Origin of the sequence: Paraburkholderia sp. BR14374 (assembly GCF_040948685.1) — a bacterium.
GTDB lineage: Bacteria > Pseudomonadota > Gammaproteobacteria > Burkholderiales > Burkholderiaceae > Paraburkholderia > Paraburkholderia youngii.
Genome location: NZ_JBFPKF010000003.1, coordinates 428,196 through 442,008, shown reverse-complemented (window position 1 = coordinate 442,008; position 13,813 = coordinate 428,196). Strand labels below are relative to the sequence as shown.

Here is a 13,813-nt window from a genome sequence, read left to right as displayed (position 1 = left end):
GGCTTCATGCTGACATGAGAGCTGACATGAACCCGGTTGGAAAAGCGCTCTGGTATATCGAAAGCCACTTCGGGGGCGAATTGACGCTCGACGACATCGCCCGCGGTGGCTGCGTATCGCGCTTTCACCTCGCCCGCGCGTTCGAAGCGGCCACCGGGATGCCGGTGATGCGCTACGTTCGCGCACGGCGTTTGAGCGAGGCCGCACGACGTCTCGCGGATGGTGCGCCCGACATCCTCGCGGTCGCCCTCGACGCCGGCTACGGCTCTCACGAAGCATTCACGCGCGCGTTTCGCGACCAGTTCGGGCTCACACCCGATGCGCTGCGCGCGCGGGGTCATCTCGACAACCTGAGCATCGTGGAGCCGATCAAAATGGACGAAACCCTTCTGACCCATCTGGAACCGCCGCGCTTCGAAGACGGCAAGCCGCTTCTCATCGCTGGACTGAGCGAGCGCTATACGTGCGAGACCAGCAAGGCGATTCCCTCTCAGTGGCAGCGCTTTGGCGCCTGGTACGGCAGGGTGCCGGGACAGGTCGGCAAGGTGGCTTATGGCGTTGGCTATAACGCTGACGAATCGGGCAACTTCGACTATATGTGCGGCGTCGAAGTCAGCGATTTTTCCGCATTGCCGCCGGAGCTGAGTCGCGTACGCATCGCGGCGCAACGCTATGCGGTGTTCAGTCATCGCGAGCACATCTCGGGCATTCGTCGCACGATGAATACGATCTGGAATCAGTGGTTGCCCGCATCAGGGCACGTGCCTGCCGATGCACCGCATTTCGAACGGTATGGCGAGCAGTTCGATCCGGTGACGGGAATGGGTGGAGTCGAAGTCTGGTTGCCGCTGAAAAGCTGATGCCTGATTCGGCGGATGGCCGCTGCGACCGGCCATCCGCCTTATCGATCACGGAGTGGCGTGTCCCTGGTCATGCAATGCATGCACGTCGTCGTATTCCCGCGAAATGTCCTTATTCGTGTAATCGCCGAGTCGCAAGGCAGCGGCCACGCTAATCACCGCGCACGCGAACACATACCACGCCACCGCGAATCCCGAATGGAAGTAGGCATAAAGCGCGGTCGCAATCAACGGCGCGGGACCGCCAGCGATGACGGAAGCCAACTGATAGCCCATCGACGCGCCGCTGTAGCGCAAGCGCCCCGTGAACGATTCGGCGATCAACGCGGCTTGGGGACCATACATCATCGCGTGCGGCACCAGCGAAAGCACGATCGCCGCGAAGATCCATCCCGGGTTATGAGTTCCGACCATGAAGAAGTACAGGAAGCCGAATAGCCCGACTGCAGCGGCGCCGATTACGTACATGCGTCGACGTCCGATCAGATCGGACACGTGACCGAACAACGGAATCGTGAAGAATTCCAGCACCGAAGCAGCCAGCACCGCGGTGAGCAACAGATCGCGTGTAACGCCGAGACTCATCACGCCATAGGTGAAGATAAAAGCCGTGAAAATATAGAAAGGCGCCTGTTCGGCCATACGCGCAAGAGCCGACAGAAGGATGTCTTTCGGCTGCCGGCGCAAGACTTCACGCATTGGCGCCTTTTCGATCCTGCGCTCAGCGAGAAGCTTCGCGAAGATCGGCGTCTCGAGGATACTCAAGCGGATATAAAGGCCAATCGCGACCAGCGCAATACTGAGGAAAAACGGCACTCGCCAGCCCCACGCGAGAAACGCGCTACCGGAGATCTGGCTGGTGGCGAGCACCACCAGATTCGCGAGGAACAATCCCGCCGGTACGCCGAACTGCGGCCACGACGCGATGAAACCACGATGCTTGTTGGTGCGTGCCCATTCCATCGACATCAGCACCGAACCGCCCCACTCGCCTCCCACGCCCACACCCTGAATAAAGCGCAGAGCCGTGAGCGCGATGGCCCCCCAGATGCCGATCGACGCGTAGGTCGGAACGAAGCCGACGGCGAATGTCGCGAGTCCCATCAGCAATAGCGTCACGATCAACGTTGCTTTACGTCCGATGCGATCACCATAGTGGCCGAAAATCGCCGCGCCCACCGGCCGCGCGATGAAGCCGACGGCGTAAATCAGAAAAGCCTGGAGTGTGCCGACAAGTGGGTCCGATTCAGGAAAAAACAGCTTCGCGAATACCAGACCAGTGACCGTGCTGTACAGGAAGAAGTCATACCATTCGATCGTAGTACCAATTGTGCTGGCGATGACAGCGCGGCGCAACTGGCGCCGTGCCTCCTCATCGGAGAGGGGCATAGCCCCAGATTGCGTGGCAGCCATTTGATATCTCCCCAAAATGGACGGGTGACATCCTCAGTTGACACTTAGGGTATTGGGTGGTTCCGGTGATTCGGCGAGATGCCGAAAGCGGAACCGCCTTTCGGCTTCTGTCATGGCTAAGAGCCTGGATCGATGAAAACCCGTATCTGAACCATTATTCGCAGAGATCGGGGCTTTGTTTCAAACGTAGATTCCGCTATTGCATTTTTTGCCGCATCTACAATCCGGCAATCATCGATTCCATGCAATTGATACCGACGCGAAAATTGGATCGGAGCCCGAATGAACCAAAACTTCGGAGACCTCGCGCAGAACGGTTAGGCATCTCATATGCTAATCGCCTCCGTTCCCCTAATCACACCAACGGAATGTAGATATCCGTCTGCCATTGATCGAGTGGCGTCTCGGGATAGACGCTCAGGTAGTGGAAAAACAGCGGATGATCTCGCAACTCTTCTCCACTCGAAGGCAGCCAGTCGCGATAGATCGGGTAGATCGTCTCGCCGATGTGATCGGTCGATCCCGTGTGTCGCACCACTGCGCACCGTCCGCCCGGCATGACGAGTTCGCGCACGCCATAGCGATTCGGTGCGACCGGCTCGTCGATCTCTCCGCAGATATCGAAGCGGAATTCCTCCGCTGGCACGGTGTCCGGGTTGCCGTGCGGGATGCCGAAGGTCCTGCTCGACCCCACCGGCGATTGTCCGCTTTGAATACGCCAATCGATGAACTTGCGCGCACTCTCGTTGACGAGTCCAGGTGAACCACAATGCTCGAGCGCGGCAACCCGGGTTTCCGCAAAATCGACGATTTTCACTTGCATGGTCAGTCTCCTCGAAAGATAGGGAACAATAAAACTCGCACTCCAGAACTGCCATGCTGGATGCCGTCGAAACGCGCTCGGCGCCATGCCGAACGCACGCTTGAACGCGCGGCTGAAGGCTTCGGGACTGTCGAAGCCGGCGTCGAGCGCGGCATCGAGAACCGAGCACGACGCCCGCGACGCGAGGCGGTGAGCCGCGCGACGCAAGCGCATCAACTGCACGTAGCGTGCGACGGGCACGCCGACATACGCGACAAACTGTCGATGGAAATGGAACATCGAGAAGTTTGCGATACGGCTTAGCGCGTCGACCGACAGATCGCCCACGAGGTTTGCGTCGATATAGGCGAGAACGGCCTCGAAGCGTTTAGCGTAAGCGGCGGTGGCGTCTGTTTGAGTTAGCATGGTCTGGATCGTGCGAGTTCCGATATGGTCGCCGAGGTTGGACACATCTTACCTAGCCGGACTTGCTCGATCTTCGATCGGCTCGCAGCCGAGCCTGGAGAATCTGCGTAAACTCATTCCTTTGCCTCGCTTCCTGAGATTATCCGCCGATGCCCTCTTCGATCAGCAATTCGCTCCTCTGGATCTTCGACGCGTTCGAACGCGATCCGACTTATCTGCGCCGGCGGATGTTTGGCAGCGATGCCGCGTATATCGACGGCCTGTTGTGTCTGGTTGCGGCCGATCGCGATAAGCCGTGGAATGGGCTGCTCGTCTGTACGTCGCAGGAACGCCATGCTGCGCTGATTACCGATCTGCCTGCATTGCGGCCTCACCCTGTACTCGGGAAGTGGCTTTATGTGCCGCAGGAGGACCCTGCGTTTGAAGACACCGTCGAGCAGTTGACGGCGCTCGTTCTGGAGCGGGACCCGCGAGTGGGGGTGGAACCAAAGCCGAAAAAGCGGCGCGGAAAGTCGGTATTGCCGGAGGCTTGAAGCGCCTCGACCAACGTACATCGAATGTCGCAACGATCCCGAGAACTCATTTTATTCAAATAGCATAGATACTCGAAATAACTTCGCAATGTAGAAATCACCATTTGATTCGGTGTGCCTGACATGAAGCACTCTGTGCGATTCCGCACATTACGCCAATGCGCCCTGAGTAGACGTTCACTATATTTTCGATTGCCCCGCCACGCTACGGTTAAAGATTGTTTAGTTAGTCGGTCTTATTAACAGTCTTTATTCAGGCTTCGCAAAAAGCGCAAACGCAGCTTTCCAAATAATCACTGAGGAGACGACATGAGAACTGACACGTTGCATTTAACGTGTGCGCTGCTATTCGGTTTGACAACGGGCAGCATTGCCTACGCGACCGATTGGACGACCTCCGGAAACGACCTGATGAACTCCCGAAATCAGGCGAATGAATCGGCGATTGGTCCGAAGACAGCGGGCTCCCTTCACAAGCTCTGGGCAACTGATACGAGCGGAAACGTGACGGCGACCCCTGCTCTCGATGACAACTATGCCTATTTCCCGGATTCCGCGGGCTATCTCTACAAAGTCGACAGGAAGACCGGTCAAGTTGTCTGGAAGAACCTCGTATCGTCCTACACGGACATCCCTAACGACTACGCGCGTGCAACGCCCGCTATCTCCGGAAACGTACTGATACTCGGCAATCAAAGCGGCAAACTGTCGAGTCCGCAACCGGCCCAGGTCTTTGCCGTCGACAAGAACACCGGGCTGCGGCTTTGGCACACGCAAGTCGATCCAACCACGTATTCAATGGTCACGCAGTCTGCCGTCATCGCGAACGGTACGGCTTTCGTAGGAACGACATCGAACGAAGAATTGATGGCCGCCTATATCCCCCGCCTGCGTGGCAGTGGAGTTTCCGCGGCAGCGTCGTCGCGCTCGAGGTCGCGACCGGCGCAATCAAGTGGCAGACATACACGATGCCGACGGGTTATTACGGCGGCTCCGTCTGGGGAAGCACGGGCGCCGTCGACGTCGATCGCAATACGGTGTTCATGGGTTCCGGCAACAACTGGGCAGTACCTCAGGCCGTACTCGACTGCATGAACAGCGGCGGCACGCCGACATCGTGCATCGACCCGAACGACCACTTCGACTCGATTCTCGCGCTGGACATGACGACGGGCGCAGTCAAATGGTCCGCGCGCGGACTGCCGTACGACACGTGGAATGTCGGCTGCGGCCTCAACGTGCCGGGCGTCTTCACTCTTCCGCCGAACGCCAACTGCCCCAATCCGCAGGGTCCGGACTGGGACTTCGCGCAAGGACCGATGCTCTTCGGTGGCAATGGCAATGGCAATGGCAATGCCGGCCGACTGGTCGGCGCAGGGCAAAAGAGCGGGATGTTCTGGGCCTTCGATGAAGAAACGGGCGCACTGCGTTGGTCCACCCAGGTCGCCCCCGGCGGACTCACAGGCGGTCTGCAGTGGGGATCGGCCAACGACGGCCAGTTTATTTACGTTGCGGCATCGAACAGCGGGATGACCGGCTCGGGCACGACGCCAGGCGTATGGCAGTTGGCGAACGGCGGCGGCACCACCACGTCGGGCGGCTGGGCATCGCTCAACGCGAATTCCGGCGCGGTCAAGTGGACCACGCCGGACCCACTCGGAAGCCGCGCGGAGGCAGCGGTCAGTGTCGCGAATGGCGTGGTGTTCGGATGCAATCTCGACTACACGAAAGGCACGATGTACGCGCTCGATTCTTCCAACGGAAAAGTACTGTGGTCATTCGATAGCGGCGGCGCGTGCAATGCCGGACCGGCCGTTGCGGACGGCGTGGTGTTCTGGGGTTCTGGTTCAACGAACGGACCGGGGCCGAAAAAATTGTTCGCCTTCGGTCTGTAGAAAACGCCAAAGGCCTCGTCCTTTCACGACGGGGCCTTTGGCTCTTTGCTACGATGTGAGTCTGTTCCGAGGCCGGCGCATTTGGCGCGTGCGTACCGCCAGCCGGACCGGAATCACCACCGAACTCACCGAGCACTAGACCTTGACGATCCACATCCGCCCCGCCACCGCCTCCGACGCCCCCCTGATCCTGCGCTTCATCACCGAACTTGCGATCTACGAGAAAGCCGAGCACGAAGTCGTCGCCGGTATCAAAGACATCGAGAAAAGCCTGTTTTCCGAGGGCGTGCCCGCGAAAGCGCTGATCTGCGAAATGAACGGCGAGCCCGTCGGTTTTTGCGTGTACTTCTTTTCATATTCGACATGGCTCGGCAAGCAGGGGCTTTATCTGGAAGACCTGTACGTGTCGCCCGCATCGCGCGGCAGCGGCGCGGGCAAACAGATGCTGCGCCATCTCGCGCAAATCGCCTGCGAAACGGGCTGCGGCCGCTTCGAATGGAGCGTGCTCGACTGGAACGAGCCGGCCATCGGCTTCTACAAGTCGATCGGCGCGAATCCGCAAAGCGAATGGGTGCGTTACCGTCTCGCGGGCGACGCGCTCAAGGCATTCGCCGAAGGCGAAACCGCACCGAACACCTAAGCGCGATCACTGCGCGAAGGCCGCGACGGGCGCCACCTCGCCTGCCACGTAATGGCACGTGCGAAGGTCGGGATCGTCACCGAAATGCCAGCGGTTGTGCGAATACACGCGGCTATCCGCATACGCGGCGACCACTTCTGCGATGATCAGATCATGCCGCTGGCTGTCATCCGGAATCACCTTGCATTCCATCCACGTGATGCAGCCGGCCAGCATCGGCACGTCGATTTTTTGCGCGCGGAAGGTCTCGAGATCGAACGCGGAGAACTTGTCGAGTTCGACGCCCGCGTGCGCAGCCGCAGCGTGGAGCGATGGGCGGGCGAATCGAGCTGCCAGGCGGCAGCCCACGAGCCGCCGCCCGACCAGACTTCAAGCGAACTTCAATGGCCGCTCAATGATGCGGCGCCTTGCCGTTCGGCACCACATTGTGCGGCTTGTGCTGCTCTTCGCCGAGTCCCGGGAAGAACGCGTTCCAGGCGGCGCGCACGCCCTGCGCCGCGGTGGCCTCGGCGCTGACCGACTCGGCCGCGCCGTCCGCGGCTTTCGACGGATCGGCGGATAGGCCGCGCCAATGCGTGAACGCGAGCAACGGCTTTTCGGTCCATACGCCGTCGCCAAATTTCGCAAACGCCGTGTCCCCGCTCGCCAACTGCACCTCGTACCAGCCTTCGCGTACGGGCGTATGGATGGCCAGCTCAAACCACGGGGTCGGTTCGATTTCCTTCATATCGTCTCCGGTCGGATAAATCGTCATCGAAAACCACACTCAATGCATTGTTCGTGCCCATCGCCGGCGCCACACCTGCGACGCGGCGGGCCGAGCAACCACGGCACATGCGGGCAGACCCAGCACTTCGGAGCGAAGTCGCCGCGCATACGACACGATAGCGCGACATGGTCCGGGCGGACAAACGTAAAACTTACATATCCTGGGTGGCGGGCGTACGACGTTGCGGGGTGGGCTTTTTGCGGGAGCGGGAGGGTTTTTCAGCGGGTTTTCCGGCGGATTTTGCCGCGCGCTTCGCAGCCGGTCGCGCCTCGCTCTGCATCTCACGCACCAGCTCCGCCAGCGCTTTCACCGCCGGCCCCAAGCGCTCCGCCTCCGTATTGCCATACCCGATCACGAGCCCGTTGGTCTGCTCCGACGCCCCGATCGCGAACCCCGACAGTGCGCGCGGACCTAGCCCCAACGCCTGCGCCCGCGCCGTCAGCGCGCGATCGTCGAGCGACGCGGGCAGGCGCAGCGTCAGATGCATCCCGCAATCGCCGCCAAGAATCGTCGCCGCCGGAAAATGCTCGGCCAGCGCGTCGCGCAGCGCCTGCTGGCGCTCGCGGTACAGCCGCCGCATCCGCCCGAGATGCCGCCCGAATTCGCCGCTTTCGAGGAAATGCGCGAGCGCTAGTTGCTCCAGCCGGTGCCCCCCGCGCAGCATCTCTTGCAGCGCAACAGCGGCATGCGCGGCGATCGCCCGAGGCAGCACGACGAAGCCGATGCGCAGCGCCGGAAACATCGTCTTGCTGAACGAGCCGACGTACAGCACGGGCGCCTCGTCGACGAGGCCCTGCATGCTCGCGATCGGCTCGCCGGTGTGGCGCACCTCACCGTCGTAATCGTCCTCGATCAGCCACGCGCCGCAACGCCGCGCCTCCGCGATCAGTTCGAGCCGCCGCGCCACCGACAACACCGCGCCGGTCGGATACTGATGGGCGGGCGACGTGTAGATCAGCTTCGGTGGATGCGTGCGCCACGCGTCGGCCGGCACGGCCATGCCTTCGGCATCGACGGGAATCGGCAGCAAGCGCAAATCGCCCGCGTTGAAAGCGGCCTTCGCACCGCGGTAGCCGGGGTCCTCGGTCCATGCGATATCGCCGGGATTGGTCAGTAGCCGCACGCACAGGTTCAGCGCCTCCTGCGCGCCCTCGGTGATCACGACCTGCAAGCCGTCGCAGCGCACGCCGCGCGCCATCCGCAGATGCGCGGCGATCGCGTCGCGCAACGCCGGTTCGCCGGCCGGCGGGCCGTAGCCGAGCGCGTGCGGTAAGGCGCGCTCCATCGCACGTTCGAGCGCGCGCCGCCACGCGGCCAGCGGGAAGCGGTCGAGCGCGGGCGTGCCGGGGGTCAGCGCATAGGTGTTGTCGGCGTGCTTGTGCGTCGCCGCGAACTGCTCGACGCGCGTCGCGTACACGACCTCCGGCGCGGCCGGCGCCGTCGCCCGCTCGCCGCGCGCGGCGGGGCTCGACAGCGGACTCACGCGCGTGCCCTGACGATCGGCGATGACGTAGCCGACCGCGGCGAGATGTTCGTAAGCGATCACGATGGTGTTGCGCGACACGCCCATTTCGGCGGCGAGCAGCCGCGACGACGGCAGCAACGACCCGGCCGGCAGACGGCCAGCGTGAATCGCCTGCTGCAGACGTTCGATCAGCTGCTTTTGCAGCGGCGCGGGCCGAGTGGCCCCGCTGGCGCCGCTCGCGGCGGAAACGTCGTTCGCATGGACGAGCGGTCCGATAATTTCGATCATGGTGGCTGGACCTATCGAATAAGCGTGTCGTGGATCTTTTGAACATACCACGTTTGCCGTATCGTTCCTGCATCGACGACGAGGAGAAAGGACATGGAACCCACACGTAACGCCTACGGCCAGCCGATCGGCGCGCCCATGCCCGGCTGGCACGGCGCGCAGCCGCCGGGCCGCGAGCCGCTGAGCGGCCGCTATTGCCGGCTCGAAGCCGTCGACGTCGAGCGCCACGCGGCCGACCTGTTCGACGCGTACCGCTCGGCCACCGACGGCCGCGACTGGACCTATCTGGCGGTTGGCCCGTTCGACAGCCTCGCGGCCTATCGCGAGCACCTGACGCGGATGGCGGCATCGAAAGATCCGCTGCACTACGCGGTGATCGACCTCGCGACGGGCAAGCCGGTCGGCACGCTGTCGCTGATGCGGATCGATCCGGCCAACGGCGTGATCGAAGTCGGCCACGTCACGTACTCGCCGCGGCTCAAGCGCACGCGCATCGCAACTGAAGCCATGTACCTGCTGCTCGGCGAAGTGTTCGACAAGCTCGGTTACCGCCGTTTCGAATGGAAATGCGATTCGCTGAACGAGCCGTCGCGCAAGGCTGCGCTGCGCTACGGGTTCACGTTCGAGGGGATCTTCCGGCAGGCGATCGTCTACCGCGAGCGCAATCGCGACACGGCGTGGTTTTCGATCATCGACAGCGAATGGCCGGCGTTGCGTTCGTGTTATCAGCGGTGGCTGGACGCGGGCAATTTCGATGCGCAAGGGCAGCAGGTCGAGCGGCTTGCCGATCTGATCGCGCAGCGGCGAGCGGCGGACGAGGCCCGGTAAAACCAGGCGATCGCATCGGCGCGCCGCCGATGCCCCGCACGCGGCGCGCTTGCGCCAGCCTTTCGCTGCGCGCCGCCAACCCCGGCAACGCGCGCAACTTCGCCCTACACTGGCTCCATACGTTCGTGCGCCGCTGCCGAAGCGCGATTGTCACAGCGCACCAGCATGTGCCGCGCGTGCCTCCGTCCATGCCGTTACAGCCCAGCCGATGAAATCCCGTCTGCGCTACCTGAGCGCATTGCTCGTCAATCTCGCGCTGCCCTTGCTTGTCTACCGGCTCGCGTTTCCGCACTGGGGGCAGACGGGCGCGCTCGCCGCGTCGGCGTTGCCGCTGATCGCATGGATGACGGTGGATCTGCTGCGTTACCGGCATTTCGACGCGCTGAGCGCACTCGTGCTCGCGGGCGTGCTGCCAGCGCTCGCCACGAGCCTCGTGTTCAGCGACGCGCGTCTGCTGTTGATCGAAGATCCTATGGTGTCGGGTTTTATCGGCATCACGTTTCTCGCGTCGCTCACGCTGCGCAAGCCGATGGTGTTCTATCTGGCGCGCTCGACGATGTCGCGCGAAGACCATCGCAGCGTGGAAGTGTTCGAGCGACATTGGCGCGATCGTCCGATGCTCTCCGCCTATATTCGCCTGATGACACTCGTGTGGGGGATTGGCATGATCGGCGAGAACATCGTGCGAAGCGCAATCGTGCTGCATTGGCCGAACGACCCGCGCTCGGCGCTTGCATCCACTGCGCTGCGTTATGGTGTGTACGTGTCGCTGACGCTGTGGACGATCCTGATTCGCCGGCGTATCAAGAGGGACGCGCAGCGCTATCCGGCGGATGAGGCGGCGGCGGAGAGTTCGACGGCTGATGCGTGAATGACCGCGCCGGCGGTCCGTTCATGCCAACTCCTGGACCCTGGCCAAACAAGGATTCCGGTTCGCCGGCCACCAGGCGAGCACCGCCGCAGACAGCGCGCAGCTCCACCCGTCATCACCGCCCTCCTACGTGATCTCGTATCCGCCTTCGGCGGTTAGCGTACGCGAGGCCAAGCGCGGCTCGCGCCGTGCATGGTAAATTCCAGCGTCGGCAAGACAACTCCAAGAACGTTCGGGTGCCCTGAACATCTCCGTCCGGTCCACCCGCCACTGGCGTACAAGGTAGATCGATGATCGACGTGAGTCAGCGTATTGTCTGGCGGCGCCTCTTCGTTGCGCTGTGCAGCGGCGTCGCGCTGGCCGGCTGCATGGTCGGCCCCGACTACCACGCGCCGCCAGCGCCGGCCACGAACACTTTCACCCCCACGCCACTGCCCGACCAGACCGCCTCCGCGCCCGGCCCCGCCGGCCTGCCGCAGCGTTTCGCGCCGGCGCAGGACATTCCCGCCGCGTGGTGGACGCTGTTTCATTGCGAGCCGCTCGACGCGCTGATCCGCGAGGCCATCGCCAATAGTCCGAACATGACCGCGGCCCAGGCCGCGTTGCGCCAGGCCCGCGAAAACTACATCGCGCAGGCGGGCGGCACCTTGCTGCCGAGCGTCGACGCGCAACTCAACGCCACGCGCGAAAAGATCAACGGCATCGCGTTCGGTCAGCCCGGCCTCGTCGAAGAATTCAATCTCTACAACGCGTCGGTCAACGTCTCGTACAAGCTCGACGTGTTCGGCGGCGCGCGGCGCGAACTCGAAGCGCTGCATGCGCAGATCGACTATCAGCGCTTCCAGCTGCAGGCCGCCTATCTGACGATATCGGCCAACATCGTGACCGCGGCGGTCAAGGAAGCGTCGGTGCGCGCACAGATCGACGCGACCGAGCGGATCGCCACCGAGGAAGAGCAGCAGCTGAACGTGCTCGACCAGCAACTCTCGCTCGGCGGTGTGAGCCGCGCGGCCGTGCTCGCGCAGGAAACGCTGCTCGCGCAGACCCGCGCGACGCTGCCGCCGCTCTATCAGCAACTCGACCAGGCGCGCCACCAGCTTGCGGTGCTCGCCGGCAAACTGCCGAGCGACACGGGCGTGCCCGAATTCACACTCGACATGTTCTCGCTGCCCGACACGCTGCCCGTGAGCCTGCCGTCGTCGCTGGTGCGCCAGCGCCCCGACATCCTCGCCGCCGACGCCACGCTGCATCAGGCGAGCGCGCAGGTCGGCGTCGCGACCGCGGCGATGTATCCGCAGATCACGTTGTCCGCGAGCTACGGCGCCGAGGCGCTGACGCCCGCGCAAGTGCTCAGGGCGGGCAGCACGATCTGGAGCATCGGCGCGGGCTTGCTGCAACCGGTCTTTCACGGTGGCCAGCTGAGCGCGCAGAAGCGCGCGGCCGAGGCCGCCTATGAGCAGGCCGGCGCGCAATACCGCGAGACGGTGCTGCTTGCGTTCCAGAACGTCGCGGACACTCTGCGTGCGCTCGAACACGATGCGACCGGCCTCAAGGCGCAGACCGACGCGTCGCGCGCCGCGAGCGATTCGCTCGAACTGACGCGCGGGCAGTATCGCGTCGGCGGCGTGAGCTACCTCGCGCTGCTCGACGCGCAACGCCAGTATCAGCAGACAGTGGTGAGTCTCGCGCAGGCGCAGGCCGCGCGTTACGCCGACACGGCCGCGCTGTTCCAGGCGCTCGGCGGCGGCTGGTGGAATGGCGCGGCGCCCGAGTCGGCCGCCGCGCCCGCCGCCGCAACGCCACATTGACCGTGCCCTGACACAACCCTCAGCCCTCGCCCCAAGCCGAGCAAGGACATCACGATGGCCGAAAGAAAACCGATGACGAAGCGCATGGTGATCATGTTGATCTGCGTCGGCCTGCTGCTCGCCGGGCTGGTCGGCTTCAACCTGTTCCGCGCGCACATGTTCGCGAAGTTCATGGCGGCCAACACCACGCCGCCCGCGACGGTGTCGGCGGTGGTGATCCACTATCAGTCGTGGCAGCCGCAGCTCGCGGCGGTCGGCAGCCTGCGCGCGGTGCGCGGCGTCGACGTGACGACCGAAGTCGCCGGCCTCGTGCGCCAGGTCGCGTTCGTGTCGGGGCAGGAAGCGAAAGCCGGGCAGATCCTCGTGCGACTCAATGACGACAGCGACATCGCGCTGCTGCAATCGCTACAGGCCGCGGCCGACCTCGCGCAGACGGTTTACGAGCGCGACCGCGCGCAGTACGACATCAAGGCGATCGCGAAAGCGCAGCTCGACGCCGATGCGGCGGACCTCAAGGGCAAGAAGGCGCAGGTCGCGCAGCAGCAGGCGCTCGTCGACAAGAAGACGATTCGCGCGCCGTTCGCGGGGCGCCTCGGCATCACGACGATCAATCCGGGGCAATACCTGAATCCGGGCGATACGATCGTCACGCTGCAAGCCATCGATCCGATCTACGCCGACTTCTCGGTGCCGCAACAGCAGCTCGGCCAGCTCGCGATCGGCGCGACCGTCAGCGTCGATACCAACGCGTACAGCGGACGAAGCTTCACCGGCAAGATCCAGTCGATGAGTCCGAAAGTCGACAGCGCGACGCGCAACGTGCAGATCGAGGCGAGTGTCGACAATCGCGAGCGCAAGCTGCTGCCCGGCATGTACGCGAACGTGAAGATCGACTCGGGCGCCGAGGAGCGTCACCTGACGCTGCCGCAAACGGCGATCACCTACAACCCGTATGGCGCGACCGTGTTCATCGTGAAGCCCGGCACGCAGCCCAACGCGCAGGGCAAAACGCTGCCCGTCGCGCAGCAGGTGTTCGTGACGCCGGGCCCGACGCGCGGCGACCAGGTGGCGATTCTGAAGGGCGTCGACGACGGCACGCAGGTCGTGACGAGCGGCCAGCTCAAGCTGAAGAATGGCACGCCGCTGATCATCGATAACCGCGTCCAGCCGTCGGACAGTCCGAATCCGACGCCGCAGGAACAATAAGCGAGGCCG

Annotated in this window: 12 protein-coding genes and 2 pseudogenes; 9 read left to right on the top strand and 5 right to left on the bottom strand. The window is 63.4% G+C overall.

What is annotated here, in order from left to right:
• Positions 1–26 precede the first annotated feature (26 nt).
• Complete coding sequence (locus AB3X86_RS09160; RefSeq protein WP_368595702.1) at positions 27–860, top strand: GyrI-like domain-containing protein; 834 nt, start codon at positions 27–29, stop codon at positions 858–860.
• Between the two features lie 48 nt (positions 861–908).
• Here AB3X86_RS09160 and AB3X86_RS09155 read toward each other — a convergent pair whose 3' ends face one another.
• Both AB3X86_RS09155 and AB3X86_RS09150 read right to left on the bottom strand, forming a co-directional pair.
• The gene (locus AB3X86_RS09155) at positions 909–2,273 is read right to left on the bottom strand and encodes an MFS transporter (protein ID WP_368595701.1); all 1,365 of its coding nucleotides are present in this window, start codon (positions 2,271–2,273) and stop codon (positions 909–911) included.
• A 355-nt stretch (positions 2,274–2,628) separates the two neighbouring features.
• A complete protein-coding gene (locus tag AB3X86_RS09150; RefSeq protein ID WP_368595700.1) occupies positions 2,629–3,501 on the bottom strand; it encodes a GyrI-like domain-containing protein in 873 nt (290 codons plus the stop codon).
• A gap of 149 nt (positions 3,502–3,650) precedes the next feature.
• Between AB3X86_RS09150 and AB3X86_RS09145 the strand changes: the two genes are divergently transcribed.
• The 4 genes and pseudogenes from AB3X86_RS09145 (at position 3,651) to AB3X86_RS09130 (ending at position 6,569) form a co-directional block, all read left to right on the top strand.
• Positions 3,651–4,034 carry a hypothetical protein gene (locus tag AB3X86_RS09145; RefSeq protein ID WP_176110499.1) on the top strand — a complete coding sequence of 128 codons (384 nt, stop codon included), beginning with the start codon at positions 3,651–3,653 and terminating at the stop codon, positions 4,032–4,034.
• A gap of 309 nt (positions 4,035–4,343) precedes the next feature.
• Positions 4,344–4,910, top strand: a pseudogene (locus tag AB3X86_RS09140) (PQQ-binding-like beta-propeller repeat protein); the annotation flags it as partial.
• Positions 4,911–5,002: 92 nt separating this feature from the next.
• Complete coding sequence (locus AB3X86_RS09135) at positions 5,003–5,929, top strand: PQQ-binding-like beta-propeller repeat protein (protein WP_368595699.1); 927 nt, start codon at positions 5,003–5,005, stop codon at positions 5,927–5,929.
• 142 nt (positions 5,930–6,071) lie between these two features.
• A complete protein-coding gene (locus AB3X86_RS09130; RefSeq protein WP_176121093.1) occupies positions 6,072–6,569 on the top strand; it encodes a GNAT family N-acetyltransferase in 498 nt (165 codons plus the stop codon).
• A 39-nt stretch (positions 6,570–6,608) separates the two neighbouring features.
• On the opposite strand, the pseudogene AB3X86_RS09125 reads toward AB3X86_RS09130, so the two are convergent.
• The 3 genes and pseudogenes from AB3X86_RS09125 to AB3X86_RS09115 all read right to left on the bottom strand — a co-directional run.
• Positions 6,609–6,914, bottom strand: a pseudogene (locus AB3X86_RS09125) (flavin reductase family protein); the annotation flags it as partial.
• 46 nt (positions 6,915–6,960) lie between these two features.
• A complete protein-coding gene (locus AB3X86_RS09120; RefSeq protein WP_368595698.1) occupies positions 6,961–7,296 on the bottom strand; it encodes a hypothetical protein in 336 nt (111 codons plus the stop codon).
• A gap of 193 nt (positions 7,297–7,489) precedes the next feature.
• The gene (locus tag AB3X86_RS09115) at positions 7,490–9,091 is read right to left on the bottom strand and encodes a PLP-dependent aminotransferase family protein (protein WP_368595697.1); all 1,602 of its coding nucleotides are present in this window, start codon (positions 9,089–9,091) and stop codon (positions 7,490–7,492) included.
• Positions 9,092–9,184: 93 nt separating this feature from the next.
• On the opposite strand from AB3X86_RS09115, the gene AB3X86_RS09110 reads away from it, so the two are divergent.
• The 4 genes from AB3X86_RS09110 (at position 9,185) to AB3X86_RS09095 (ending at position 13,804) form a co-directional block, all read left to right on the top strand.
• Positions 9,185–9,919, top strand: a complete 735-nt coding sequence (locus AB3X86_RS09110; RefSeq protein ID WP_176378728.1) for a GNAT family N-acetyltransferase — start codon at positions 9,185–9,187, stop codon at positions 9,917–9,919.
• 208 nt (positions 9,920–10,127) lie between these two features.
• Positions 10,128–10,790, top strand: coding sequence for a VC0807 family protein (locus tag AB3X86_RS09105; RefSeq protein ID WP_368595696.1), 663 nt, complete (start codon positions 10,128–10,130; stop codon positions 10,788–10,790).
• 290 nt (positions 10,791–11,080) lie between these two features.
• A complete protein-coding gene (locus tag AB3X86_RS09100; protein WP_368595695.1) occupies positions 11,081–12,598 on the top strand; it encodes an efflux transporter outer membrane subunit in 1,518 nt (505 codons plus the stop codon).
• Positions 12,599–12,652: 54 nt separating this feature from the next.
• Positions 12,653–13,804: an efflux RND transporter periplasmic adaptor subunit gene (locus AB3X86_RS09095; RefSeq protein ID WP_368595694.1), complete on the top strand. Its 1,152-nt coding sequence runs from the start codon at positions 12,653–12,655 to the stop codon at positions 13,802–13,804.
• The last annotated feature ends 9 nt before the right edge of the window (positions 13,805–13,813 follow it).

Excerpts from the sequence above, each read along its gene's own strand:
- AB3X86_RS09160 (WP_368595702.1), top strand. The coding sequence starts at position 27 with ATGAACCCGGTTGGAAAAGCGCTCTGGTATATCGAAAGCCACTTCGGG.
- AB3X86_RS09155 (WP_368595701.1), bottom strand. The coding sequence starts at position 2,273 with ATGGCTGCCACGCAATCTGGGGCTATGCCCCTCTCCGATGAGGAGGCA.
- AB3X86_RS09150 (WP_368595700.1), bottom strand. The coding sequence starts at position 3,501 with ATGCTAACTCAAACAGACGCCACCGCCGCTTACGCTAAACGCTTCGAG.
- AB3X86_RS09145 (WP_176110499.1), top strand. The coding sequence starts at position 3,651 with ATGCCCTCTTCGATCAGCAATTCGCTCCTCTGGATCTTCGACGCGTTC.
- AB3X86_RS09135 (WP_368595699.1), top strand. The coding sequence starts at position 5,003 with ATGCCGACGGGTTATTACGGCGGCTCCGTCTGGGGAAGCACGGGCGCC.
- AB3X86_RS09120 (WP_368595698.1), bottom strand. The coding sequence starts at position 7,296 with ATGAAGGAAATCGAACCGACCCCGTGGTTTGAGCTGGCCATCCATACG.
- AB3X86_RS09115 (WP_368595697.1), bottom strand. The coding sequence starts at position 9,091 with ATGATCGAAATTATCGGACCGCTCGTCCATGCGAACGACGTTTCCGCC.
- AB3X86_RS09110 (WP_176378728.1), top strand. The coding sequence starts at position 9,185 with ATGGAACCCACACGTAACGCCTACGGCCAGCCGATCGGCGCGCCCATG.
- AB3X86_RS09105 (WP_368595696.1), top strand. The coding sequence starts at position 10,128 with ATGAAATCCCGTCTGCGCTACCTGAGCGCATTGCTCGTCAATCTCGCG.
- AB3X86_RS09100 (WP_368595695.1), top strand. The coding sequence starts at position 11,081 with ATGATCGACGTGAGTCAGCGTATTGTCTGGCGGCGCCTCTTCGTTGCG.
- AB3X86_RS09095 (WP_368595694.1), top strand. The coding sequence starts at position 12,653 with ATGGCCGAAAGAAAACCGATGACGAAGCGCATGGTGATCATGTTGATC.